Raw genomic sequence first — 25,357 nt, 5'->3', positions numbered from 1 at the left:
ATTTCACCTCTACCGTAAACTATTGTTTTTGTTTTTCATCCATCTTTTTCTTTACTGCAGTAGCTGTAGCATGTGCAGCAACACCGACAGCTGTCACACCTGCGGCATATAGTCCAACCTTCTCAGGATTAAATGTCGTTTGGCCTCCAGGGATTTCAGCAAGCCGCTCAAAGAATGGACCGTTATCCCAGAAATTTTTCTCTGAACAACCAATACACGGGTTACCAGATTGGATTGGATAACTAACGCCGCCATTCCAGCGCATTTCAGCACAGGAGTTATACGTAGTTGGTCCTTTACAGCCAACTTTATAAAGACAATAACCTTGTTTTGCTCCTTCATCATCAAATGATTCCACAAATAAACCAGCATCAAAATAGGCACGACGATTACATTTATCATGAACCCGGTGACGGTAAAACGCCTTCGGTCTGCCATGATGGTCAAGCTCTGGTACTGTACCAAAAGTAATAAAATGGGCAATCACACCCGTCATTACTTCCGCAATCGGCGGACAACCCGGCACTAAAATGACCGGCTTGTTTTTGACAATATCCCTTACAGAAACAGCCTTTGTCGGGTTTGGATAAGCGGCTGGTATGCCTCCCCAGGAAGAGCAACTACCATAAGTAATAACCGCCATGGCACCTTTTGCTGTTTCAAGCAAAGTATCTTTAGCAGAATGTCCACCGACAGTGCAATAATAATCTTCTCCAGGGACACTGCCTTCTACACAAAGGATGTACTCACCAGGATAATTTTTAATAACATGCTTTCGGGCTGCTTCTACTTGATGTCCAGATGCCACCGATAATAGTTCAGTGTACTCAAGTGAGACCATATCAAGTAAAACGCTTTCAGCCTTCGGATGAGTAGAACGGATAAACGACTCAGAACAACCGGTACAATCTTGAAATTGTAACCATATAACAGGCACCCTTTTCTTAGTTTCCATTGCTTTAACAACATGGTCGGTTTGGGAAAAGTCCAACCCCATTGTTGCAGCTAACGCTGTACACATCTTTAAAAAGTTTCGACGAGATATCCCTCGTTCCAGTGCAGTTTCATAGATGGACTTTCTTTCATTCATAAGCAATCTCCCTCCAAGCGAAGCTCCATTCTTTAAGGAAAAACAAATAAAAAATAGGAGGTTATATTTACCATCCTATTTTAGAATTTATCATATTATCTTAAAATATCATGTGATTTTTTTAGTTGTTCACTAATTCTCCTTAACTGCATTAACATGGTAACAATATATTTTTGGTAAATGCCGTCTTTGACTTTAAACTAATTTTTTATCCATATGTATCGTATTCCAAATCGGGTCGTCCTCCACTATCCTGCTTCTAAAGCCTTTGGCTTTCCAAAACGGAATAGCTCCAGGCAGAAACGGATGGGTATGTAAGTAAAGATCTTCATATCCGGCAGAACGGCTGAAGTCTAATGCGGTTTTGTATAAACGGGTGCCAATACCCAAGCGTCTATAGTTAGAATCCACATAACATTTTACAATTTCAGCCATATTAGTATTGCCATAAAATTGCTGGAGCTGGTTAAAACGTCCATCATAGGGAAGGACCCCAATTGTACCTACTACGTATCCATTTAATAAAAATGCTGCAAATAATGCTGCGTCATCCTGATTGTGATAATATTCTTCAAAACAGACGAGATCCTTTGGAACATCCTCTTGGGATAACATTGGAAAGAGTTCTTTACGGAGCCTAATAATAAAGTCCATCACTTGGCTGTAGTTATCTTTAGAAACCCTTCTAATCATAAAGGATTGAATTGTATTCAACTTAGAAGACACCCCTCTTGTTTTCTTGAAAGATGACATTGGCAACAGAATGTAATAATTTTTTTGAGTACTCATGTTGAACATATGCAAGCTGATTCGTCGCTATTTGCTCTACTATTTCCCCTTTATATAAAAACAATATTCTGTCACAAAGCTTCACAGCTGACAGTATATCATGTGTGATAAACAAATATGTTACCCTGCTTTCTCGCTTAATTCTAGTTAATAACTCTAATAATTGGGATTGTGTTGGCGCGTCTAAAGCGCTTAACGCCTCATCTAACACTAAAAATCTTGGGGATGTACTAATCGCCCTTAAAAGGCACACTCTTTGTAATTGCCCCCCACTTATTTCATGTGGATAGCGGTTAAGTAATGATTTCGTTAATCTAAACTTTTCCAATAATTCATTTATGATTTCTATCCGATCATTTTTTTGACCTAACGCAAGTAGCGGTTCACTAATAATTTCCTTTACTGTGAAGTTTGGATTTACAGAAGAAGCATAGTCCTGAAATACGATACTCATTCGTCCCTTATTTTCCTTCTTCCACTCTGGGACGACTTTTCCATCAATAAGTACATCGCCTTTATCCGCTTTTTCAAGACCCGTTATAATTCGGCTTAGCGTACTTTTTCCACTGCCACTTTCTCCAACCAAACCTACGCATTCCCCAGCCTTTACTGTAAAAGTTATATCTTTTAATACCGTTTGATTATCTTCCCTAAACCAATATTCACCTTTCGAATAAGATTTACTTACTCTTTTTACTTCAATCATTATTTCTAATCCCCAAACTCATCGCCTTTATAAAGGCTTCGGTTACTTTATCTCGACTGTTTAGTAAATACTTTGTGTATTCGTGTTTTGGGTGTGAAAATATATCTTCCGCTCTACCATACTCCACCTGTTTTCCATCCTTCAAAACTAACACGTAATCTGCAAGACTCTGCACGATTTTAAGATCATGGGAAACAAAAATAAGTGAAGTGCGATATTCCTTTCTAATTTTCTGAAATTCTGCTAATACTTCATTTTGGTTAATAGAGTCAAGGGCAGTAGTTGGTTCATCTGCAATTATAATCTCCGGTTTCATCGCCATTACGATGGCAATCATACATCGTTGTAACATCCCACCTGAAAGCTGATGAGGATATTTTTTTAAAACGTCCAATGGCTCGCCTATATTCATCCGTTGGAGTTCAAATAGTGACCGTTTCATGGCTTCTTTTTTAGAAATTTGGAGATGTTCACATAAAGTTTCAGCCATTTGATTTCCAATTGTATAGACTGGGTCAAAGGCTGTTAATGGGTCTTGGAGGATCATACAAATTCGTCTACCTCTTATCCTTCTAATCATTTCTCCTTTCGCTTGAAGCAAATCAATACCGTCAAAGAAAACAGAGCCTGAAGCCTCAAGTGAAGGATTTGTAAGCCCTAAGATGGCCTTTAAGATGACCGTTTTACCGCTACCGCTTTCACCGACAATGGCTAGACAGCTATTCCTCTCCAATGTAAAATTAATCCCATTTACAAGGACAGCCTTTGTCCTAAAGTCCCTAATGACTAGGTTTTGCATAGCTAAGACTACCATGTCCTCACCTCGTTATATTATCCCCTTTTATATGATGAGAAGTTTGTAAACTGTCTCCTAAAAAATTAAATGCCGCAACAACAAGGACGATTGCTAATCCAGGGAAGAGCATTTGTAGAGGTGCTACTGTCATAATATTCTTGGCTTCATTTAACATCATTCCCCATTCTGGTGTAGGTGCTTGCACACCCAACCCTAAAAATGAAAGAGCTGAAATTGTTAAAATTACTGATCCAGTATCAAGTGTAGCGAGGACCATTATTTCACCAGCAGCCCCAGGCAGAATATGCTTTTTCATAATGTGGCCTGTACTTAATCCGTTAACTTTTGCAAAATGAATATAACCTTTGTCTGAATATTTAATGACAATGGTTCGAATCATCCTTGTATACCAAGCCAATTTAGCGATGATGGCTGCAGATACGATATTTACTAAACCCGTACCTAAAATCCCAACGATTGCTAAGATCATGATCTCACTTGGTATTGATAAAAAAACATCGCAAATTCTCATTATTATTTCATCAACCTTGCCGCGAAAATAACCGGCAAGTAACCCTAACAGAGTTCCTATTAAGATCGTTGTCATCATTGCTGCTATTGATAGGACAACGGTTGTACGAATTCCATATATCAATCTTGATAATATACAACGGCCAAGATGATCGGTCCCCAAAGGATATTTCCAACTAACCCCTGCAATTTTCTCCTTCACATTTACATCGATTGGACTATTTGGGGCAATAAAAGGTGCAAAGATTCCAACGATTATGATAACGAGCAGAATGCCCGCACATAGTACAGCAAGCCGATCTTTCTTAAGTCTTTCTATTAATCGCACACCTATTACGCCCCTTTTCTCACTCTTGGATCTACAAACGCAGTTATGATATCGACGAGTAAATTAAAAACAACAAATAAAACAGCCATAATCAGTATATAGGCTTGGATTATCGGATAATCATGATTAAAGATTGCCGTTACACATAATCTTCCTACACCCGGCCAAGCAAAGATATTCTCTACGACGACTGCACCTGCAATCAGCTTGGGAATTGACATACCAATGGCTGTTATTGTTGATAGCAACGAATTTTTTAAAATATGCTTTAATATTACCCGCTTTTTAAGACCTCGAACGCGGGCATAAAAAACATAGGATTCACTTTTGTTTTGCACCATATTATTTCGGATCAATCGAACATACATCGAAATATAACCGAGTGAAAGAGTAAGAGCTGGCAAGACTACAGAACTAGGTGTTTCCATACCGCCGATTGGGAACAATCCTAGTTTTACAGAAAAGAACCATATGAGGAGTATTCCTATCCAAAAGCTCGGCATCGCTTCACCGATAAAAACGACCGCTCTTATTAAACGATCTCCTATGCTATTTTCGTAAATCACACAAAAAATACTTACTGTAATGCTCACAACCATAATCATAATCAGGGCAACGGCCACCAGTAAAAGCGTGGCTGCTATCGCGTTCTTCATTTCAGCAAGGACAGGCTCCTTTGTTATAAAACTAGTCCCAAAATCCCCATGAAAACTCCCAAAAATCCAATCAAGATACCGTTCCATAAAAGGTTTGTCCAATCCAAGCTCCAAACGCTTTTCTGCTACAGCTTGTTCCGTAGCGATTACATCATTAACACGTAACGCAACTTCCGCTGGATCACTAGGATTTAGATTAATTAAAACAAAGGATAGAAAGGAAATTCCAATAACAATTGGAACAATGCCTAGCATTCTATTTAGGATGTATCTATTCATTTATACCCCCAAATCCATATCGAACTATTCGAAGTACATTTTTTCAAAAGGAATCTCATACTGTGACTGGGTAAATGTAACACCTTTAAGGGCAGGATCAAAAATTGCCTTTGTCCGAGAATAAGTAAGCGGTACATAAACAGCCTCCTTATGGAGATAGGATAAAATATCGGTGTACATTTTCTGGCGTTTTTCTGCATCGGGCTCTATTAATAGGGCTGTTATTGTTTGATCTAACCATTCTTTATTCTCAAGTCCCAATTGTGCTTGGTAATCGCCATGAGCCGGGATCCTCCAAGAGGATACAAAAGATTGGGGATCATACGGTATTCCCCATGATGTTGAAAACTGCAAATCGAATTTCCCGGACTTTTGGCGATCTAAAAAGGCTTGTTTCTCTTCCCCGACTATTTTTAGACTTATTCCTACCTCTTGTAAATTCTGCTGCAAATATTCACTAATCGTACGTTCACTGGCATTATCTGAATTAAAGTAAATAGTCATCTCCAACTTTTTTCCCTCTTTATAGCGATATCGATCTTCACCAAGCTTCCAACCCGCTCGGTCAAGAAGTTCTTTTGCATAAACAGGGTTGTAGGTTCTTTTCGGCAAATCGACATTTGCATATGGGACATTTGGCGCAAACAATGTATAAGCAGCTGTTTCTAATCCGTTAAACAAGCCGTCAGCGATGGATTCTTTATCAATTGCATACTGGATTGCCTCACGAATTTGTAAATTATTTAATACTGGGCTGTTTGAATTCAATAAGATTGTACGTGATGTAATCGGTTCACTTAATAGTGTCTGAAATACACCTTGATCTTCCAAAGCTTTAAAGGAATCGATATTAACCATATCCCCGTCAGAGCCGAAAATAAGATTGATATCCCCTTTTTCAAGTGCAAGTAATATAGACTGATGATCTGGCATGACTTTCCATCTGAGGGCACGTACCTTAGGTTTTTCTCCCCAATAGTGATCATTGGCTATAAATCGTGCATATTGGTCGTTTTTATGCTCTGATAAAATCCAAGGACCAGTCCCAACATACCCGTTCACACCCTCTTTCGTTGTTCCATTTATAAAGCTTGAAGGCGATATAAACCTAAATGGACGGGTTAAACCTAATTCTATTAAAGTAGGGTAATATGGCTGTTGTAAAACAAGTTTATATGTATATTCGTCAACGACTATGTTTTCTTTAATTAAATGTACCATATCGAGCCAAGCATGCCGACTTTTGTTTTCTAAAATAGCATCCATATTCATTTTAACAGCCCGTGCATTAAACGGTTCACCATCTGTAAACGTAACATCTTGTCTTAGATGAAAAGTATATTCTAATCCATCTTCCGAAATCTCCCAACTTTCAGCCAACCATGGCTTAACACCATCGTCAGTATTGATCACGAGAGGTTCAAAAACCATGTTTTGAGCGGCCATTTCACCACTATATAAATGGGGATTGATGTCGCGTATATCCTTTGTACTGGCATACACAATTTCGTCTAGTTCACTGTTTTCTCTTGGTGCATTAATTTCACCTGAGCACCCATTAATAAACAGAAGCAGCAAAGTAAATAGTATGATTGTAAATTTATTTTTTTTCATTCCATTTTCCGTCCCAACATTTTTAAAATATGCATCCCAAAGAGCATTCATCAGCAAAAAATGATTATATACTATTATAATATAAGCCTCTAATTTTTAGGCAAAAAAAAAGCTTGTAGAATCAATATGGAATCAGTATCCACACCTAAAGCAATAGCAACCTATCTTATAGGCAGGAAAGTCCTGCTTTTTTCGATAAACGGGGCGACATCCATCGTTTTTCTTTGACCATTTACATAATATAACTTTAAATGACAATAACTTTTATTGTTGAATGGATCTCTTTTTCCGGGGAACTATGGTTCCATTCATGGGGATAGTAGCCTAATGGGTTGCAGATTATTTCAATTCCTTCATAATGCGTAACCATAATAATATTTTTTCCTTCATAATGCGTAACCATAATAATATTTTTTCCTTCATACTCTTGTAGCCATTTCTCAATTTTTTCAACATAATAATCCGTCAAATTTTGGTCATCCATCGGCCAATTGGCATAGGTTTTATCAGGCCATGTAAAATTACCGAATGTTCCGAGAGCATAATGTTCGGCATTATAGTCCTTCATTCCAAATGTATAATCATACCAACCACCTTCACCGATGACTACCCAATTATCATCCAATTTAATTGGTCCATTACCAAGATTACCTGGGAACTTAAGCAAAATTTCATATGCTTGAGTTGAATCTCCATAATAAACATCATGGTTCCCATGAACAAATATTATTTTAATTTGCAGATTTGAATTTTGAAGTTGATTCAACAGATTAAGACTTTTTTCAGGACCTGCTGTCATGTCACCACTTATAATAAATACATCTGGCTGGTTCGCATCGAGCCAATTATTTAATAATGTCATGATATCAATCCTTGTTTTTTGCGGTTAAGTCCTTCGTGAATGTCGGATAATATTGCGATTTTCATTCAATTATTCCCCCTATTATAGACAAAATGTAATTACTGAATATTCCAACTGTAATAATAGTATTAACACTTATACCAACTGAACAGTGCGATACAAACATTATTTCAAATAAGTATTTTTAGTCTATGGTATATATCACAGTGAATCCTGCTTTTTCCCGTATTTTCATACGTACCTTACCATTTTGCAGGTAACCAATTTCTTTAAATATCATTTACTATACCGTGAATATTTTTCCCATACAGGGATGTACAAAATAATAGGGTGGTTTCAAAAAATGATTATTAGAAGGGCTAACGAATATGAAATAAATCATTTATTTCAATGGTCTTTATCATTGACTGAAGAACTTTCAGCGGGTTATATGGAAAGTAATTTACATATGACACATGATATGGTTTCAAAGGTTCTTTCTCATGGTGGTTATTATCTGATTGCCCAACATGGTTGGGAAGTAATGGGCTGGATTTTGTTGGGATTCGACCAGAATTTTTATAAAAATAACCCGGTTGGTTTTCTTTATGAACTTTATGTATTCCCGCCCTATCGGAAGAATGGGGTTGGGAAAATCCTAATGAAAGAAGCTATGGACCAGCTTAAACAGGCAGGGATGAAATCCGTACAGTTGAATGTATTTGCTGGGAATTCGGCGAAAAATATGTACGAGAAGCTTGGATTTAAAGAGGTTACCATGTTAATGGAAAAGGAGCTGTGAGATAAAGCAACAGCTCCCATTACTATTTACCTTGGAACAGAGACCCCTTTCAAATACTCCGTGATGGCAGCTAAAAACTCACGGCCGTACCGCTCTAACTTCGTTTCGGCAACCCCTTTTACAGATAACATCGCTGCTTCATCTTCCGGACATTTTGCACACATGTCCCGGAGGGTGCTATCTGAGAAAACGATGTAAGGCGGAACTTTCTCGCGGTCGGCAATTTCTTTTCGAACCGTGCGTAAAATTTCAAATAACTCATCATTGGCATCGAGCAGATGTCTTATCGCCTGCTCTTTTTTGTATACCTTCTGCTCCCCTTTTAATACGGGTACAACTTTATTTGTTAAGCCCACGGTTGGATATTGGCTGTTTGTTAACTTGCAATACCCTTCTGCAATTAGAAAATCAATCAAGTTAGCAATATCTTTTTCTGTTCGATTTTTTAGTAAACCATAAGTTGATAGTTTTTGTAGATGCATTTCGATGATCCGCTTATTTTTCGAGCCCTTTAATACTTGGGCAACAAGGGTTTTCCCGAAGCGCTCGTCCATTCTTTTTATACAAGAAAAAATCATTTGTGCTTCGGTTGTGATATCTATTTTTTCCCGATTGTCCGTACAGTTTTGACATGTCCCACATGTTTCTTCTTCATAATGGTCCCCAAAATATTCGACAATATAGCGTTGGAGACAAAGCTCGGTATGACAGTAGTCAGTCATTTTTTGAAGTCGTTCGTATTCGATCTGTTTAGCGGATTCGTCCAAAAGCGATTGCTCTATCAAAAACTTTTGAAGCTGAATATCATACGGTGTAAATAATAAAATACATTCACTTCGTTCCCCATCCCTACCGGCCCTGCCTGCTTCCTGATAATAGGATTCCATGTTTTTCGGAAGATTGTGGTGGATAACAAAGCGGACATTTGAGGCATCAATGCCCATTCCAAAAGCGTTGGTTGCGACCATCACGGCTATTTTTTCAAAAATAAATTGATCCTGTGCATGATTGCGCTCTTCTTCACTGAGTCCGGCATGATATTTTCCTGCTTTAATTCCTTTTTGCAGTAGAAATTCATGGAGCTGATCGACTTCTTTTCTCGTTGCGGCATAAATAATTCCCGACTGATTGGGGCGGTCTTGAATATATTTTAAAATAAATGAACGTTTTTCCTGGCCTTTTACAACAGAGAAAGTTAAATTCTCACGTTTAAATCCGGTTACAACAGTATTTTCCCGAGGGATACGAAGCTGTTCACGGATATCTTCCATTACAATTGGCGTGGCTGTCGCTGTGAGCGCAACTACAGTTGGCTTTACCCTCAAACCTTCGATCATTTGGTAAATTAATCGATAGCTTAGCCGAAAATCGTGTCCCCATTGCGAAATACAATGCGCTTCATCAACAGCGACAATTGAAATTGGAATCCTTTCCAGTACCGCTCGAAAATTTGGAGTCTCTAGACGCTCCGGGGCAATATAAAGAAGCTTGTATTTCCCATGAATAGCATCTCTTACCCTTTCCTCCATTTCAAAAGCATCAATGGAGCTATTTAGAAACGTAGCAGATATGCCAGCCTGCTGAAGTTGATCAACTTGATCTTTCATTAAGGAAATTAATGGAGATATTACAATGGTCACGCCCTCTGCAAGTAATGCAGGCACTTGGTAACAAAGGGATTTCCCTCCCCCAGTTGGTAAAATACCAAGTGTATCTTGCTTTTGGAGAATTTGGTAGATGATCTCTTCTTGCCCTGTTCGAAATGAGGAATAACCGAAATAAGTCTTTAATATTTTTTGTGCTTCTTGAAGCATTTCATCACCTCAGCTGTGAGTCTCAATCGTATATATTATCATATCACAATTTCTAGCATCATAGGTGCTATAACAATTACCCGGTAAAGCAAAACTTTGTTGAAAAAAAATAATTTTTTAGCATACATATAAAGATAACAAGGGTCTGAAGGGAGTGAGTGGTGATGTTCCCTTGGAATCTTAACGGAAACCTGCAGGAGTATATAAAACAATTTACAAATGTTAAACCGAATGAGGTTGAAGATTTTATTAAAAAAATTCTATCAAGTCATGTTCCTTTTCAATCTTCCCCGCAAACGGATGTGAAATCAAGGGAGCAAAAACCATCCACCCTAACGAATAAAGAACCTACAAAAAATCCTACTAGTGCTCAACATAAAAATGAACCCATTGAAATAAAGGTATTTGAGTCGCACGAAGATGTCTTTGTCCACTTCCCGCTAAATAATAAAAATGATATTAAGGCCGGAAAAATATTTTACAATTCAAATCAACTCATTTTAAAGGATATTCCAAATATTGGCGACAAGCATAAAGTACTATTACCTGCTATTGTTCAGCAGCGGGGGGCGAAAATTAATTATAAAAATGGTATCCTTCAGATTAAAATACCTAAAGCTGATGACCTTCAATTTACGGAAATTGATTTGAATTTATAGGATGTCCGGTCGAAGCGACCGTTTAGTTACGTACTTTTTCAATAAAGTATTGCATAAGATATAATACCAAAACATGTTAGGGTGATCTTGTTATGGCAATTGCCATTAACTTTGTTTCTATCGTCATCAACTCTCAAAATACAAATGCAGCGGTTGCAATCGGTGAAAATTTGCAATCAAGCTGGAATTCACATCAAAAGCAAAATTTTGGAACTGGTCAGGCTATCGGCAATACTGCTGAAATAAATATGATCATTAATATTGTTGATAACGATGTCATTGATATGCCAGTGTCTGATAATGATGTTGTCCCATCAAACCAAACTCAAGCACTTTAAGGGGGGTACACTATGAGAGTCCAATTTGATCTAGGTGATATTCAAGTAACCTCAATTGAATCTTCATCAGGGATTTTCATCTCGCAATCGAATATTATGAACGGCTGGCGGTCCCAAATCAAATTGAATTCAGGGTTAGGGGAAGTTGGTAATCAAAATAAATTAGAAAATTTTATTTCCATTGTATCTGATGATGACAATGTCGATACCCCAATGGTCAATAACAGCATGTGGATTGAAAATAACATAAAAACCTCTGATAGTGATATTAATATAAATTTTAATGAAATTAAGGTTGATCTTCTTGATACAAATTCGACAATATCAATTGGGGAAAGCACTCAATCCGGGTGGGCATCTCAAATAAAAGGCAACTTGGGGAACGGACAATTTATTGGAGATAATGTCTTAGCGGACAGCCTAAATGTCATCAAAGATGATGATATCATTGATGCACCAGTGCAACAGCGCTTAATAAACTTTTCACCAACTACAGAAATAGGGTGATGGGGCCTTGAGTGATCAAAAAGAAGAAAAACATTGCATAAGATGCCATCATCTTGCCGAAGAAAAAGATCAATTTTGTGTTCGATGCGGAGCACCGTTAATTAATCGCTGTTCAGATTCTAAAACGAGTGGCAAACACTGTTGTGGGCACACAAATAGGCCTGACGCGGCTTTTTGTGCAAAATGCGGATTTGAAACAGTTTTTAGGCAGCACGGGCTACTATAGCACTTTTTCGCACTTCTAAAGCGAAAAAGTGCTATTTATTTTTATTGGACAATTTTTTGTTTCAATCCCGGTGAATTATCGGTTGTAATATCGCTATATTGGGTCACTTGATTTCTTCCATTTTCCTTTGCATGGTACAAGGCTTGATCTGCCAGGGAAATTAAATGGGTTGATCTTCTATTTCCATTGGACGGAGTCATTGTTGCAACACCAACACTAATCGTAACAAATTTATTAACCTCTGAGGTTGGGTGTAAAATCTTTAAATCCAAAATCATTTTTCTTAAGGTTTCAGCTTTTGTTAACGCAACCTCTTCACTTTGATCCGGTAGAATAATAGCAAACTCCTCTCCACCGAACCTGGCTACAATATCCGATGAATCACCATATAGCTCGCACAATTGCCTGGAGATATTTTTTAAGCACTTGTCACCTTCCAAATGACCAAAGGTATCATTGTAATTTTTAAAATAATCAATATCAAATAAAATGAGTGAAATCACTTTTGAATAATATCTAGCATTGGCCCATTCCAATTCTAATGTTTGATCAAAATACCGTCGATTGTATATACCGGTATGGCCATCCAGGTCGACTAAGGATTCCATTGATGAGAATTTTTCATGTAATTCTATTCTCATCGTATTTATATTTCGAATGAGTTCAGCTAATTCATCTTCCCTTTTATATGGAGGTATTCCAACTGTAAAATCTTTTCTTGTGTAGGCCTTCACACTATTATTTAATAATAGAACGGGTTGAATAATCGATTTTGTTTGTCTGTTAATGATAAGTACATTAAGAATAATGAGTAAAATCGAAATAATAAATAATGTGTTTCTTGCTTCGGAAATTTTGTCTTTGTAAGTATTTCGGTATGTATCTCTTAATGTTGCGGCGACGATTTCTGCTTCATGAAGTGATTGGCGGAAGTCATCAAACGATGCCTTAGATTCTTTATATAACTCCACCGTAGGCTGTTCTCCGTTTTTAGTCATCGTAATTAAAGGAGCACCATATTCCTCATGCCATGACTGTCCTTTTTTGATAACATCTTCAATTGACTTTTTAATATTTGGGGGCTGTGTTTCAAGCTTTCCGATAAGAAAATCTGTTGCATTATTGTATTCTTCTGTACTTTTTTCAAAAGAATCCAAAAAAGTAGTTTCCTTTGTTAAATGATAACCACTTTGTGCACTTTCTTGGTTTAATAATGATACGTATAAAATATGTAGTGAATTTTGAAGTTCATCAATCTCTATCTGTAATCTTGCATTTGTTGAAAATTGATGATCGATTTCCAAGTAACTAAAAAATACATAGATAAAGAAAACAATCGCAGAAATACTAGTAGTAATTAAGAGTTTCCTGCCAATTCTCCCGAAATTTAAAAATTTCATTCTATTTTTCTCCAATAATATGTCTTAGTTTTTTTTACTTTTGATATTTATATTTTCTTTCATTATTTTACAGAATAATAAACAATTAAAATAGTCCATTTAGAAATATTTTACAAAAATTTCATATTTTATATTTCAAAAATTATTCCTAAAACGACGACAAAAGTTGAATTTTTCAGTGTTAAAATGATTATAACAAAGATTTCAATTTATACCTTAATATGTATGAAGGGAGTTTTCGAAGATGGAAAGCCGCAGAAATAGTATTCGTAACCATAGAATCTATGAACGAAAAAAAGCAAAAGAAATCTGGATTGAGCGAAGTAAATCTTTCTTCATTACTTGCTTCTGCTTAAGTGTAATTGTGTATATTTTATACAATATATAGTGACCTTTAGTTATTTCATATTAATTAGTTATTATATTTATTATTGAAATATGGTAACAACATTACTTTTTGTTTATAATAAAGGTAGAGGTGAATTTTTATGAGTAATTATGAACTCTGCCCTAAATTTGAAGCAGCTATGCAATTATTAGGAAAACGGTGGATGGGACTTATTATTTCTCAATTACTAGTTGGACCCCAACGATTTGGAGAGATGGAATCAAGTTTACCAATCAGTGGGAAACTTCTTTCTGAAAGGCTAAAGGAATTAGAAAAATGGGGTGTTGTAACGAGAAATGTCTATCCTGAAATTCCGGTACGCATCGAATACGAGTTAACAAAACGTGGTAGAGAGATGGAACCTATTATTAAAGCGATTCAGTATTGGGCAGAAAATTCCATGGATCATAGTAACTTAGATGAAAAATAAGAATATAAATAAATGATAAACCGTCTGTCAAAAATTGTACAGACGGTTTTTTCGCGTATTTAACACTATTACGATAGTTTTTATTACTCTATTTATAAAAATGTAAATTACTGTAAAATTTGTGAGCAATTTGTGAAGTTTGTTACAGATGAAGTATTTTAAATTTTATATGGTTATTTCGAGAGCAACTGTAGGGGGTGCACTTCTAAAACGTAAGAAACCTAAAAAAACAAAATGAAGAATTGTATTAAAACTTTTTATTAAGGGGGTTCATTTATGTATCAACAAGCAGCTTGGTTTACGACCATTATTTTCATCGCTGGTATTATTGGAGTATTTGTTTACGTACTAATCAATTCAAGTCAAAAAGAAGAGTATGCTTCAGTAAAACATAAAGGGCATACGGTTCAAAAATTTTATTTTCTTGGTTTAATTGTTGTGCTTGGTATTGCAACAACCATTACACTTCAAGATCTTCCTTTTGATAGAGCAAAAGCACAAGAAAATCAAATTGAAGTCGATGCAACTGCTATGCAATTCGCTTTCGAATTATCGCAAAATGAATTCAAAGTTGGGCAACCCATTGTTTTTAATGTAACAAGTAAGGACGTCAACCATGGTTTTGGAATTTATGATGACAACATGCAAATTGTTGCACAAACACAAGCAATGCCTGAATATACGAATCCAGTTTATGTAACATTTAAAAAACCAGGTACGTATAAAGTTTTATGCTTGGAGTACTGTGGGATTGCCCATCATGTAATGCAAGCAACAATTACAGTAACAGAATAATAATTATTTAAAGGGGGTAACGTCATATGAGACCTATTACTGATACAGTCAATAGTTCAACAAGAAAAAGTGTTGTTTTTCCGACCCTTTTGGGCAGCGTTCTTATTTTACTGATGATGGTTGTGGGTTTAATCATGCTATTAAATCAAGGGAAATTAATTACCATTTCCGATGGTTTTTTCTATAAAATTATGACTCTACATGGAACTGGAATGATCGGTGCAGGAGCTCTGGCCGGAACAGCCATCATGTATTATTTCACAAGTCAATATATTAAATTAAGCAAGGCCATTTTTGTATCAAATATCGTTCTTTCTATTCTGGGAGTCGTAATGGTTCTTATTGGTATTTTCGTTTTTGATTTTGCGGCAGCATGGACTTTCCTTTATCCTCTTCCAGCCATTTCAGGTGGAATGTGGGGAGCTGCCGGAGCAGTTTTCTACCTTGGAGGTATGACTGTTCTCGGTACCGGTTTCCTTTTATTTTACCTTGATACAGGAAGAGCCATTATTAAAAAATATGGAAATCTTGGTAACGCATTAGGCTGGCCGATCATTTTCGGTAAAACAATGAAGGAAGAGCTTCCTCCTGCAATTGTGGCAGGAACAATGGTTACGATTGTTAACACAGCTGCTTTAGTTTCCGGTGCATCCGTACTAATTATGAGTATAATTAATATATTTAATCCTAGCTTTACGATGGATCCACTTTTATCTAAAAACTTGATTTATGCGTTTGGACATATTTTTGCGAACTCTATCATTTATATGGGCGTTATCGCTGTTTATGAAATCTTCCCTAAATATACAGGAAGACCTTGGAAAGTATACGGTAATTTCTTAATTGCATGGAATGCGTCTACATTATTTACAATGATTATTTATCCGCACCATTTATTAATGGACTTTGCTGTACCAAAATGGATGTTGATCCTAGGTCAAGTTCTTTCTTATGCAAATGGACTTCCAGTTCTTGTTGTAACAGCTTTTGGTGCATTACAAATTATATTTAGATCTGGTATTAAATGGGATATGCCTTCAACCTTATTTTTTATGTCCATGTTTGGTTGGGTTATGGGTGTAGTTCCTGCTATTATCGACGCAACAATTGCAATCAATCACGTGATGCATAATACAAAATGGGTACCTGGACATTTCCATATGTACATGGGTATCGGAGCTGTCGCAATGATTTTTGGTTTTATGTATTATGTCCTTAAAGTTGAAGGACTTAAAATGTCTTCCTATCTTGATAAATTAAGCTTCTGGGTATACTTATTATTCTTTGCAGGATTAACTTTCTCATTCCTTTACAGCGGAAAACTAAGTGCACCAAGACGCTGGTCCCAGCATTTCCCTGAATGGGTTCCTGCTGACCAATTAGGTGCAGTTGCTGCCATTGGTATTATTTTTGCAACATCTGTATTTATCATCCGTTTTGCGGTATCAGCAAAACAAATTGGTACACAAAAAGATGAAAAAGAAACAAAGGAAAAGTTATATGCGTAATCTAGTTTCTATTCTCATCGTACTTATAATTGGATTATTAGTTCTATGGGAAGGAACTGACGGGCTTCACGCTTTTACGGCGGAGAAAGCCCGTCAAATTGATATTACGGAAACCGCTCCCCTACTTCCGAATGTTAGCTTGGAAGATGGTGACGGTAAGAAACTTCAGCTTCATGATTATAAAGGCAAAATCGTTCTGGCAACGTTTATGTATACGAGCTGCGGCGATGTTTGCCCTATTTTAGAAATGAAATTTAAAGAGGTTTATGAGGGTTTGCCTAAAGAATATTTAGGGAAAGAAGTTGTTTTTTTAAGTTTTAGCTTTGACCAAGAACGGGACACTCCTGAAAGGTTAAAGGAATATGGAAAACATTTTGATGTCGATAGTGTCACATGGAAAATGGTGCGATTCACCGACTATGATGCCCAACAAGCATTTTTAGATTTAATTGGTGTGATCGTCATACCGAATGAAACTGGCGGATATGAACATAATTCTGCTATCTATATGATTAATGAAAAAGGAAAGCTTGTTGAGATTTTTGATTATCAAAATCCAGATAAAGTTATTAAAAAAGTTAGTTCTATAATTGGTTAAAATTTTCAGATCAGGAGGAGAAAAAGATGTTTAAAAGAGACGCAACATTGGGAACCGGTTTGTTCATTCTTTTAGCACTTCCTCCAGTTAAACAATTAATGGAATCCCACATGGTTGGTCAAATGATTATCCAGCTTCCCCTGCTCGTTCTAGCTGGATTTTTTATGGGAGAAGCCATAAAAACAAAAATTTCAGTTGAAAATAACAATTCCAAACTCAATGGAGTCGCCGGAATTCTCTTGGCTCTTTTCACGATCACCTATTGGATGCTGCCAAGAGCAGTGGATGCTTCTTTGAATGATGTAGTGTTTGGAATTCTAAAATATAGCACGTTACCGTTACTAGCAGGAATTCCAATCAGTTTGTGTTGGAAAAGGTTACATCCTCTTTGGAAAAGTTTTATATGGGCCAATAATATTTCAATGTTTGGTGTTTATGGATGGTTGTATATTATATCACCGGTACGGCTTTGTAATAATTATCTACTTGGTCAACAAGTACTATTAGGCCAGATCTTTTTATTGATAACGGCTCTGATTATACTTTACTTTATTTTCCGATCTTTTGTAGGTGACCACCGTGCAAACTATATAGTAAGTGAAGAAAACTAGGTTCTTAAAAAGTTCACCAAATTAAACAAGGCAGATTTAACATAATAACATGTTAAATCTGCCTTTTAGTTTCTTTAAACGATTCCTTTTTGACTGTTGCGCCCTACTCCCTTTTCAAGGCTCCCGGCACGTGATAGTTGTTCGCATTCGTGAAATGCAAAATGCTTGCAGCCTAAACATTTATTTGTTTCAATTTCCTTCAAGGCAAAATTAATCGCTTCCCCAGTATGATTGAAAAAGTGATTTTCACCAATTTCATCGTATAATCCTGACTTTTTCAATGTGTCCAATAATGGTAAAACAGCTCCGGAAATTAATACGGTGCCGCCCTGCTTCTTAAAGTGACGGATAATGCTTCTAAGATTTGCCTCTCCCGTTGTATCCATAAAAGGAACTTTTCCCATTCGTAAAATTAATACCTTGGGTTTGTAGTGGATTGTTTCTGTAATTCGTTGTTCAAAAAACTGGGCAACTCCGAAGAACAGCGGACCTTCGATCGTATAAATGCTTACTTGTGGACAGTCATGTGTATCGCTCACAACATGAGGCTGCACTGGTTGATTCTTTTTTGTATGGTCCGGTAACACCTTCGAAACAATTGGCATTTCGCTCATTCGTTTTACAAATAAGACTACGGCTAAAATAAGTCCGACCTCGACCGCTGTTGTTATATTTGCAAATACGGTAACAAGGAAAGTCACTACCAAAATCAGTGAATCCCCTGTTTTCATTTTTAATACATGTGAAAATTCTTTTCGTTCGCTCATATTCCATGCAACGATCATTAATACTGGTGCCATACTTGCTAATGGAATATGTGACGCATATGGAGCAAACACGAGCAATGTAAATAGCACAAATACACCGTGAATGACACCTGATAATGGAGAAACCGCACCTGTTTTAATATTCGTTGCTGTCCTTGCAATTGCACCAGTTGCTGGGATTCCCCCAAATAATGGTGTAATGATGTTGGCTACACCTTGACCGATTAATTCACGATTACTATTATGCTTACTATTCGTCATTCCATCCGCAACTACAGCTGATAATAATGACTCAATTCCACCCAAAATCGCGATAACAAAGGCTGGTGCCAATAATTTTTCAATCCGCTCCCAAGTAATCTCCGGTAATTGAAAGTGCGGAAGTTTACTTGGTATTTCACCAAAAGCCGTGCCTATCGTTTCGATATGTCCTGAAAAGAAGATCGTTGCCACAACACTTGAAACAATTAAGCCAACCAATGAACCGGGTACTTTAGGTAATATTTTCGGTGTAATTAAAATAACTAATAACGAAAGTAATGCTGTAAATATGCTATACATATTGATTGTATCAATATGCATTATGATTTCTTTCATATTATCGATGAATTTTTCATGCTTCTCTAAGTCAGTCAGCCCGAGAAAATTACCAATTTGTCCTGAAAAAATGATAACAGCAATTCCAGCAGTAAAACCTATTGTAACTGGACGTGGAATAAATTTAATTAAATTACCGACTTTAAAAATACCCATCAGGCAAAGCATGATTCCCGCCATAAAGCCGGCTAGTAATAGGTCTGTATATCCATACGTAATAACAATCCCAAACAAAACCGGGATAAAGGCACCCGTAGGACCACCAATTTGAAACTTGGAGCCTCCAAACAAGGAAATCAAAATTCCCGCAATAATCGTTGTATAAATCCCGTATTCCGGTTTAACCCCAGATGCAATTGCAAAAGCCATACCTAATGGAATGGCAATAACCCCTACTATTATTCCTGAAATTAAATCCTTTTGAAAGTGTTTAAGTGTATACCCTTCGAATCGCTCAATAAATAAGCTTCTCACTACTGACCCTTCTTTTCTTTATACTTTCTCCACTCTAGATTATTTTTTCCCCGTTTTTGTGTTCACCCAAAATTTATGGCCACCCAAACTAATTTGTTTTTTGATCATCTAACCCTTCGAGCACATTAATAGCATCAATTAAATGATTATTAAATATTTCCTTAGCAACCTTTAATAACTCAACAATGGCCGGGTCCCGCAGTGAATAAATCACCCTTTTCCCGTCTTTTACACCAACGACAATATTCTTCGTTCGCAACACACTTAGCTGTTGTGACACGGCAGAGCCCTCACTATTAAGGCTAGTTTGAATTTCGTTTACACTTTTCTCCCCCTCCGATAATATTTCCAAAATTCGAATTCTCAAAGGATGTGCCAACGCTTTGAAAAATTCAGCTTTAAATTGGTGCATATCGTTCCACAAAAAATCGTCCCCCTAAAAACCATTGAACATGCAAAAGATAGTTTCACATATTCAAATATTTGAATATGTATGGATTATACTGCCGATTAAAGAAAAATTCAAATACTTTTTATAAAAGAAATGGATACAACAAGGTCCTATTAATAATTATTATCAATAATATTAAATTTTAAACTATATACTATGAATATCATTATCAATTAAAATAATAAGTTCTCAATTAGAATTGACAATAGCATAACCTAGAATTATGATTAGCGTAGAAGGGAGATTTTAAAAAAATGAATAGATATGATTTTCACCACCTAAGCCATGTAAAAAAACAAAATGAATCTAAGAAAACATTATGGATAACGTTAATATTAACCTTATTTTTTACGCTCGTTGAAGTTGTTGGTGGGATATTAGCCAATTCCTTGGCACTTTTATCTGATTCGGCGCACATGCTGTCTGATGTACTGGCATTGGGATTGAGTTTAACCGCTATTTATTTATCTACACGTGAATCAAATAATAAATATACTTTCGGTTACCTTCGTTTTGAAATTTTAGCTTCATTTTTAAATGGGTTAGCGTTAATAGTCATAGCGATTGGAATTTTTATCGAAGGCATTAAAAGAATCATAAATCCTCAGGAAATCAATTTTGGATTAATGTTAGGGGTTGCTGTTATTGGTTTAATTGTAAATATAGTCCTTACAATTGTATTAATCCGAAGTACAAAAAAAGAAAATAATCTAAATATCAAAAGCGCACTATGGCATTTCATCGGTGATTTATTAAACTCCGTTGGTGTCATCATATCCGCTATTTTGATTTACTTTACAAATCTTAACATCTTTGACCCAATTATTAGTATTGTCATCGGCGGAGTCGTCTTTACTGGAGGCGCTAAAATTATCCGTGAATCCTTCCTTATCTTAATGGAATCAGTGCCGGAAGAATTCGATCTTGATCAGATTCGTGCTGATATTGGAGCTATAGAAGGTGTTAGAGATATTCATGAATTGCATCTTTGGACAATTACGACGGATCACCATTCCCTAACAGCGCATGTTTTTATAAATAAAGAACAAAATCCATTTGATGTTGTATCAGCTATTAATCAGATGTTAAAAGACAGATATGGCCTTAAACACAACACCGTGCAAATTGAACATCCGAGCATTAACGAACATGGACAATATGGTTATGATTTTTTAAACAAAGAAGCGCCGTAACGATGCGCTTTTTTGTCTTTGTTCTTCTTTATATTAGACACCTCTTTTATTCCCCCATACGAGTGCATGAAGCTGAGGCAATACTCTTACATCATTCATTTGTGGACTTTCCATAACCTTATTTATCAGCCACTCATATTTTTGAAGCAATTTTTTTGTCAAAAGGTCATTATCAACAGTTGTTATATCATCATTGCCAACTTGGAGATAAAAAGGAACATCTCTGTATCGTTCACGAATTTTTATAGCATACTCAAAATCAACATCATCAAATACAACAACCTTTATTGTTTCATTCCCAACTTCTAAAAGTGTGGCAACTATCGAATCCAGTATTTCAAAATTCGTTTCCATCCCGGAGCTAGGCGGCTTTGGTGAAAGTGTAAGATCATCAATATTCTTCATCCAATCCTGCCACTTCGAGCCTTGGGTCTCAAGAGCGGTTTGGATTCCTTTTTCATTCAAAAGACTAACTAATTCTCCAATTGCTGTGATCAAGGCTGGATTTCCGCCCGAGATGGTCACATGGTCAAAACGATTGCCTCCTAACTCAAAAAGCTCATCCCAGATTTTTTCAGGAGTCATTTGTTTGATTTCATCTTTTGCAGAACCATCCCATGTAAAGGCTGAATCACACCAGTTGCAATGATAATCGCAGCCAGCTGTACGAACGAACATTGTTTTTCGTCCAATGACAGCGCCCTCACCTTGAATTGTCGGTCCGAAGATCTCTAAAACAGGAATCCTACTCAAGTTCCATCCACTCCCTTTTAGCCTCGGCATAGCTTGTCGGAGTTTCATACAATCTTACAAATTCAACCCGCGCCCCGTCATATTGATTTTGTCTTTTTTCTAATGACTCTTTCATTTTTTCATAAATCCAAACGACCATATTTTCTGCTGTTGTATTCATTTTCGGAAGTGTTTCATTCAAGTAGCGGTGGTCTAAATAGATCTCTATTTCCGCTTTCCAAATGTCCTTTATATCTCCGAAATCAATGGCCAGACCAATTTCATTCACAAATCCGCTAATTCCAAAAACAACTTTGTACGTATGCCCATGAAGATTTTTGCATTTCCCATCATAGCAATGTAAATGATGGGCTGCATCAAACGTAAATTCTTTGCTTACTAGCACTCTTTTATTATGATATTTCAACTGATTCCGATTTATATCCTTATCTATTTTTTGAAGGTCCTCAACAATTCGAAAGCCGAAAATTTTGTTTTCCATTTATTCAATCCCCTCTTTCAAGGAGTCCATATATTGATCCAACCCTGCTTTACGAAGCTTACAAGCCGGACATTCGCCACACCCGTCAGCAATAATACCGTTATAGCAAGTTAATGTTCTTTCACGGACAAAATCCAATGCCCCGAGTTCATCTGCCAGCTTCCACGTTTCTGCTTTGTTGATCCACATTAACGGTGTGTGGATGACAAAGGTTTGGTCCATGGATAGGTTTAAAGTTACATTTAATGATTTTACAAAAATATCTCGACAATCCGGGTAGCCGCTAAAATCGGTTTCACATACACCGGTAATGATATGCTTTGCTCCCACCTGGCTTGCTAACACACCGGCAAATGATAAAAACAGAAGATTTCTGCCAGGCACAAAGGTATTTGGTAACTCCCCATCCTCACCAGCTTTTACTTCAATATCATCCCTAGTTAAAGCATTAGGTGCCAACTGATTTAATAATGACATATCTAAAATATGGTGCCTAACACCAAGTTCTTTTGCAATATCCTTGGCCACCTCTATTTCTAAGCGGTGGCGCTGATTATAATCAAATGTAACAGCTTCCACCTCTTTAAAATTCTTCAAAGCCCAAAATAAACAAGTTGTACTATCCTGACCGCCACTAAAAACGACGATTGCTTTGTCATTTTTCATGTTTCCATACTCCTTTTCAATAGAAAAAAACAGCAATCTAAGAAGAATGCTGTTCCTTCTTAGTTTTTTAGAGAGGGTAGCTAAGAACCTCTACCGTATAATCAAATACGCCTTGGCGTATTTGTGCCCGGTTTTTGACTTAATTATTTTTACTATACCATATTTCTTATCATTGGTGTGTTTTTAAAAAATTCTAAGTTATTTTTCAACATTTATAAATGATTTACGTGTATAATTCCTTATTATGGAATTAAAAAGCAAAAAGGTGGTGAAAGCTTGAACAAAAAAAATCAAGAATGGAACTTACAACAGAAAAACTTTGTTTTACCGGTTTGTCTGCTACTCGTTTTTTTAACTATAGCGGTTACGCTTTGGTTAACAAAGGATAATATGTTTTACCTTTTTAATTTTTCATACATTGGCATTTCTATAGCTTTAGGAACATTATTAACCGGTATTCTACCAAAAAGAATAAAACAAAGGGGCCGGCTTGTTACTCAATTTTTAGTAGGCTCTTACATGATATTTTTCCTCGGTGTTTACGGCAAGGAAAATATGCAAATGGAAGGATTTTTCTTTTACCTCTTTATAGGTGTGTTTATCGGTGCTACCATCCATTATTTAGTTGCTAAAATTGGCGGGACATTGATATTCGGGCGCGGCTGGTGTGGCTATGCTTGTTGGACGGTAGCTATTCTTGACCTACTTCCGTGGAAACAGCCAAAAGAAGGGCGAATACGTCATTTAAGCTGGTTTCGGTATATCCATTTCTTTGGATCATTGGGATTAGTTTTATATGTCATGTTTGTTCTTCAAAAAACACCGCAATTGGAATCGTTAGAAGAGATGTATTGGTTTTTAATCGGAAATGTAGTCTATTATATTGTCGGTTTTCTACTCGCCTTTTTTCTTAAAGATAATCGTGCGGTTTGTAAGTATTTTTGTCCAATCCCGGTTGTTCAAAAGATCGGTTCCCGGTTTTCTCTATTAAAAATAGAAATTACACAAAGTAAGTGTGTTGAATGTTTTGCCTGCGAACGAGTATGTCCGATGGATATTAAACTATTGGATTATATGTATGCCGGAAAAAGAGTGCTATCAACTGAATGTATTTCGTGTACAGCTTGTATTCACGTATGCCCGACGAATGCCATCGATTATACAGCGGGATTTGATGCAGGTCTTGCTGAATATTTGCGCTACAAAGGGGAGCCGATTGCGACAAGGAAGAATAGAAAAATAGATATTAGTTTATAAAAATACTCTAGGCGCTTACCTCTGTTGGTTGAGCGCCGTGTTTTGATTGAAATTCTTAGTTTTTCTAAAGCAGATCCTTTATTGCCAAATCAATTGTTGGATAGGTGAAAGTAAATCCGGACCCCACTGCCCTTTTGGGTATTACCTTTTGACCATTTAACACCATCTGGGACATTTCGCCTAACATGACACGAAGGATCAACGAAGGCACATGAAAAAAATGAGGTTTTCCCATTACGGAGGATATAGCACGACCAAATTCATCATTTGTTACAGGTGAAGGTGCTGTTGCGTTAACCGGTCCATTTATTTTTTCGTTAGTAACACAAAACTCAATAAGTCGAACAAGATCTTCAATATGAATCCATGAAAGCCATTGCTTGCCACTTCCGAATCTTCCACCAACAAAAAGCTTATAAGGTAGCAGCATTTTAGGTAGTGCACCCCCGTCAATCCCCAAAACAACACCAAGCCTTAACTTAACAAGGCGGGTATATTGTTCAATTGTATCCGCAGCTCTCTCCCATTCATAGACAATCCGCGCTAAAAAATCATTATTGCTAAGCGGGCTATCCTCATCATATTCATCACTATCCGACATACCATAGATTCCAACAGCAGAGCTGTTAATTACGACCTTCGGTTTGCTTTTTAATTTTTGAACAAAATAAGCTACTTTTTTTGTTGAATTAATTCTCGATTCCAAAATTCTCGTCTTCGCCTTGGGTGTCCAGTATTGGTTGATCGTCTCACCAGATAAATTGACAAAGGCGTCTGCCTCTTCAAGGGACTCTATATTTTCTTGGAGCTCGCTCCAAGTCACATAACGGACTAGCGAATCTTGGCTTTGCCGCTCAGAACGAGAAACAAGAACAACTTCATTTCCTTTTTCTATGAGGTAAGAGGTTAAGTGTTTCCCAATAAAACCACTGCCTCCGAAAATGATAATTTTCATATTTACTTCACCACCGTTAATTAAGAAGGACTAATTCAAATCATAACTTGTAAGTGA

Annotated in this window: 28 protein-coding genes, 1 pseudogene and 1 riboswitch; of the genes and pseudogenes, 12 read left to right on the top strand and 17 right to left on the bottom strand. The window is 36.6% G+C overall.

Going from position 1 to position 25,357, the window contains the following annotated elements:
* Positions 1-19: 19 nt before the first annotated feature.
* From BAZO_RS04660 to BAZO_RS04625, 9 genes and pseudogenes are all read right to left on the bottom strand, one after another.
* Positions 20-1,090, bottom strand: a complete 1,071-nt coding sequence (locus BAZO_RS04660; RefSeq protein ID WP_003330152.1) for a hydrogenase small subunit — start codon at positions 1,088-1,090, stop codon at positions 20-22.
* Between the two features lie 195 nt (positions 1,091-1,285).
* A complete protein-coding gene (locus tag BAZO_RS04655; protein WP_003330151.1) occupies positions 1,286-1,804 on the bottom strand; it encodes a GNAT family N-acetyltransferase in 519 nt (172 codons plus the stop codon).
* A 1-nt stretch (position 1,805) separates the two neighbouring features.
* Positions 1,806-2,585 (bottom strand): ABC transporter ATP-binding protein, encoded by a 780-nt coding sequence (locus BAZO_RS04650; protein WP_003330150.1) that lies wholly within the window; start codon positions 2,583-2,585, stop codon positions 1,806-1,808.
* Positions 2,578-3,399: an ABC transporter ATP-binding protein gene (locus BAZO_RS04645; protein WP_003330149.1), complete on the bottom strand. Its 822-nt coding sequence runs from the start codon at positions 3,397-3,399 to the stop codon at positions 2,578-2,580. The genes BAZO_RS04650 and BAZO_RS04645 overlap by 8 nt, the downstream gene beginning before the upstream one ends.
* Positions 3,400-3,403: 4 nt before the next feature.
* Positions 3,404-4,240 (bottom strand): nickel/cobalt ABC transporter permease, encoded by an 837-nt coding sequence (gene opp1C / locus BAZO_RS04640; protein WP_003330148.1) that lies wholly within the window; start codon positions 4,238-4,240, stop codon positions 3,404-3,406.
* A gap of 5 nt (positions 4,241-4,245) precedes the next feature.
* Positions 4,246-5,175 carry a nickel/cobalt ABC transporter permease gene (gene opp1B, locus BAZO_RS04635; RefSeq protein ID WP_003330146.1) on the bottom strand — a complete coding sequence of 310 codons (930 nt, stop codon included), beginning with the start codon at positions 5,173-5,175 and terminating at the stop codon, positions 4,246-4,248.
* A 24-nt stretch (positions 5,176-5,199) separates the two neighbouring features.
* Positions 5,200-6,789, bottom strand: a complete 1,590-nt coding sequence (gene nikA / locus BAZO_RS04630) for a nickel ABC transporter substrate-binding protein (RefSeq protein ID WP_087946149.1) — start codon at positions 6,787-6,789, stop codon at positions 5,200-5,202.
* 161 nt (positions 6,790-6,950) lie between these two features.
* Positions 6,951-7,025, bottom strand: a pseudogene (locus tag BAZO_RS22270) (stalk domain-containing protein); the annotation flags it as partial.
* Between the two features lie 11 nt (positions 7,026-7,036).
* A complete protein-coding gene (locus BAZO_RS04625; protein ID WP_003330144.1) occupies positions 7,037-7,651 on the bottom strand; it encodes a metallophosphoesterase in 615 nt (204 codons plus the stop codon).
* Positions 7,652-7,994: 343 nt separating this feature from the next.
* Here BAZO_RS04625 and BAZO_RS04620 point away from each other — a divergent pair, with 343 nt between their 5' ends.
* Positions 7,995-8,432, top strand: a complete 438-nt coding sequence (locus tag BAZO_RS04620; protein ID WP_003330143.1) for a GNAT family N-acetyltransferase — start codon at positions 7,995-7,997, stop codon at positions 8,430-8,432.
* 26 nt (positions 8,433-8,458) lie between these two features.
* Here BAZO_RS04620 and recQ read toward each other — a convergent pair whose 3' ends face one another.
* Positions 8,459-10,246: a DNA helicase RecQ gene (gene recQ, locus BAZO_RS04615; protein WP_003330142.1), complete on the bottom strand. Its 1,788-nt coding sequence runs from the start codon at positions 10,244-10,246 to the stop codon at positions 8,459-8,461.
* Between the two features lie 164 nt (positions 10,247-10,410).
* Between recQ and BAZO_RS21100 the strand changes: the two genes are divergently transcribed.
* The 4 genes from BAZO_RS21100 (at position 10,411) to BAZO_RS23375 (ending at position 11,976) form a co-directional block, all read left to right on the top strand.
* Complete coding sequence (locus BAZO_RS21100) at positions 10,411-10,905, top strand: Hsp20/alpha crystallin family protein (RefSeq protein WP_003330141.1); 495 nt, start codon at positions 10,411-10,413, stop codon at positions 10,903-10,905.
* 92 nt (positions 10,906-10,997) lie between these two features.
* Entirely contained in the window at positions 10,998-11,243 is a 246-nt protein-coding gene (locus tag BAZO_RS04605; protein WP_003330140.1) for a hypothetical protein, read from the top strand.
* A gap of 12 nt (positions 11,244-11,255) precedes the next feature.
* A complete protein-coding gene (locus tag BAZO_RS04600; protein ID WP_003330139.1) occupies positions 11,256-11,750 on the top strand; it encodes a hypothetical protein in 495 nt (164 codons plus the stop codon).
* Positions 11,751-11,757: 7 nt separating this feature from the next.
* The gene (locus BAZO_RS23375; protein WP_157382064.1) at positions 11,758-11,976 is read left to right on the top strand and encodes a double zinc ribbon domain-containing protein; all 219 of its coding nucleotides are present in this window, start codon (positions 11,758-11,760) and stop codon (positions 11,974-11,976) included.
* Positions 11,977-12,017: 41 nt separating this feature from the next.
* Here the strand turns inward: BAZO_RS23375 and BAZO_RS21095 are convergent, their stop codons facing one another.
* Positions 12,018-13,376 carry a sensor domain-containing diguanylate cyclase gene (locus BAZO_RS21095; RefSeq protein ID WP_003330138.1) on the bottom strand — a complete coding sequence of 453 codons (1,359 nt, stop codon included), beginning with the start codon at positions 13,374-13,376 and terminating at the stop codon, positions 12,018-12,020.
* Positions 13,377-13,864: 488 nt separating this feature from the next.
* Between BAZO_RS21095 and BAZO_RS04590 the strand changes: the two genes are divergently transcribed.
* The 5 genes from BAZO_RS04590 (at position 13,865) to BAZO_RS04570 (ending at position 17,706) form a co-directional block, all read left to right on the top strand.
* Positions 13,865-14,194: a winged helix-turn-helix transcriptional regulator gene (locus tag BAZO_RS04590; RefSeq protein ID WP_003330137.1), complete on the top strand. Its 330-nt coding sequence runs from the start codon at positions 13,865-13,867 to the stop codon at positions 14,192-14,194.
* A 276-nt stretch (positions 14,195-14,470) separates the two neighbouring features.
* Complete coding sequence (locus tag BAZO_RS04585; RefSeq protein WP_003330136.1) at positions 14,471-14,989, top strand: cupredoxin domain-containing protein; 519 nt, start codon at positions 14,471-14,473, stop codon at positions 14,987-14,989.
* A gap of 26 nt (positions 14,990-15,015) precedes the next feature.
* Positions 15,016-16,497: a cbb3-type cytochrome c oxidase subunit I gene (locus BAZO_RS04580; RefSeq protein ID WP_003330135.1), complete on the top strand. Its 1,482-nt coding sequence runs from the start codon at positions 15,016-15,018 to the stop codon at positions 16,495-16,497.
* Entirely contained in the window at positions 16,490-17,095 is a 606-nt protein-coding gene (locus tag BAZO_RS04575) for an SCO family protein (protein ID WP_003330134.1), read from the top strand. Before BAZO_RS04580 ends, BAZO_RS04575 begins: the two co-directional genes overlap by 8 nt.
* A gap of 26 nt (positions 17,096-17,121) precedes the next feature.
* Positions 17,122-17,706 (top strand): hypothetical protein, encoded by a 585-nt coding sequence (locus BAZO_RS04570; RefSeq protein ID WP_003330133.1) that lies wholly within the window; start codon positions 17,122-17,124, stop codon positions 17,704-17,706.
* A 74-nt stretch (positions 17,707-17,780) separates the two neighbouring features.
* Here the strand turns inward: BAZO_RS04570 and BAZO_RS04565 are convergent, their stop codons facing one another.
* Together BAZO_RS04565 and BAZO_RS04560 are read right to left on the bottom strand one after the other, a co-directional pair.
* Complete coding sequence (locus BAZO_RS04565) at positions 17,781-19,544, bottom strand: SulP family inorganic anion transporter (RefSeq protein ID WP_003330131.1); 1,764 nt, start codon at positions 19,542-19,544, stop codon at positions 17,781-17,783.
* An 88-nt stretch (positions 19,545-19,632) separates the two neighbouring features.
* The gene (locus BAZO_RS04560; RefSeq protein WP_003330130.1) at positions 19,633-19,968 is read right to left on the bottom strand and encodes an ArsR/SmtB family transcription factor; all 336 of its coding nucleotides are present in this window, start codon (positions 19,966-19,968) and stop codon (positions 19,633-19,635) included.
* Between the two features lie 281 nt (positions 19,969-20,249).
* Here BAZO_RS04560 and BAZO_RS04555 point away from each other — a divergent pair, with 281 nt between their 5' ends.
* A complete protein-coding gene (locus BAZO_RS04555; RefSeq protein ID WP_003330129.1) occupies positions 20,250-21,188 on the top strand; it encodes a cation diffusion facilitator family transporter in 939 nt (312 codons plus the stop codon).
* A 33-nt stretch (positions 21,189-21,221) separates the two neighbouring features.
* On the opposite strand, the gene queE is transcribed toward BAZO_RS04555, so the two are convergent.
* From queE to queC, 3 genes are read right to left on the bottom strand one after another with little or no spacing between them, the layout of a single operon-like run.
* Positions 21,222-21,941 carry a 7-carboxy-7-deazaguanine synthase QueE gene (gene queE, locus BAZO_RS04550; protein WP_003330128.1) on the bottom strand — a complete coding sequence of 240 codons (720 nt, stop codon included), beginning with the start codon at positions 21,939-21,941 and terminating at the stop codon, positions 21,222-21,224.
* Positions 21,934-22,422: a 6-carboxytetrahydropterin synthase QueD gene (queD, locus tag BAZO_RS04545; protein WP_003330127.1), complete on the bottom strand. Its 489-nt coding sequence runs from the start codon at positions 22,420-22,422 to the stop codon at positions 21,934-21,936. Before queD ends, queE begins: the two co-directional genes overlap by 8 nt.
* On the bottom strand, positions 22,423-23,088 hold the full coding sequence (queC, locus tag BAZO_RS04540; protein ID WP_003330126.1) for a 7-cyano-7-deazaguanine synthase QueC: 666 nt from the start codon (positions 23,086-23,088) through the stop codon (positions 22,423-22,425).
* Positions 23,089-23,141: 53 nt separating this feature from the next.
* Positions 23,142-23,185, bottom strand: a riboswitch (PreQ1 riboswitch).
* Positions 23,186-23,364: 179 nt separating this feature from the next.
* On the opposite strand from queC, the gene BAZO_RS04535 reads away from it, so the two are divergent.
* The gene (locus BAZO_RS04535; protein WP_003330125.1) at positions 23,365-24,345 is read left to right on the top strand and encodes a 4Fe-4S binding protein; all 981 of its coding nucleotides are present in this window, start codon (positions 23,365-23,367) and stop codon (positions 24,343-24,345) included.
* Between the two features lie 64 nt (positions 24,346-24,409).
* Here the strand turns inward: BAZO_RS04535 and BAZO_RS04530 are convergent, their stop codons facing one another.
* A complete protein-coding gene (locus BAZO_RS04530; protein ID WP_003330124.1) occupies positions 24,410-25,300 on the bottom strand; it encodes a TIGR01777 family oxidoreductase in 891 nt (296 codons plus the stop codon).
* Positions 25,301-25,357: the final 57 nt, after the last annotated feature.

Origin of the sequence: Schinkia azotoformans LMG 9581, assembly GCF_000307855.1 — a bacterium.
Lineage (GTDB): Bacteria > Bacillota > Bacilli > Bacillales > Bacillaceae_J > Schinkia > Schinkia azotoformans.
Note: the sequence above shows the minus strand (reverse complement) of the source record. Positions and strands in the feature narration are given on the sequence as shown.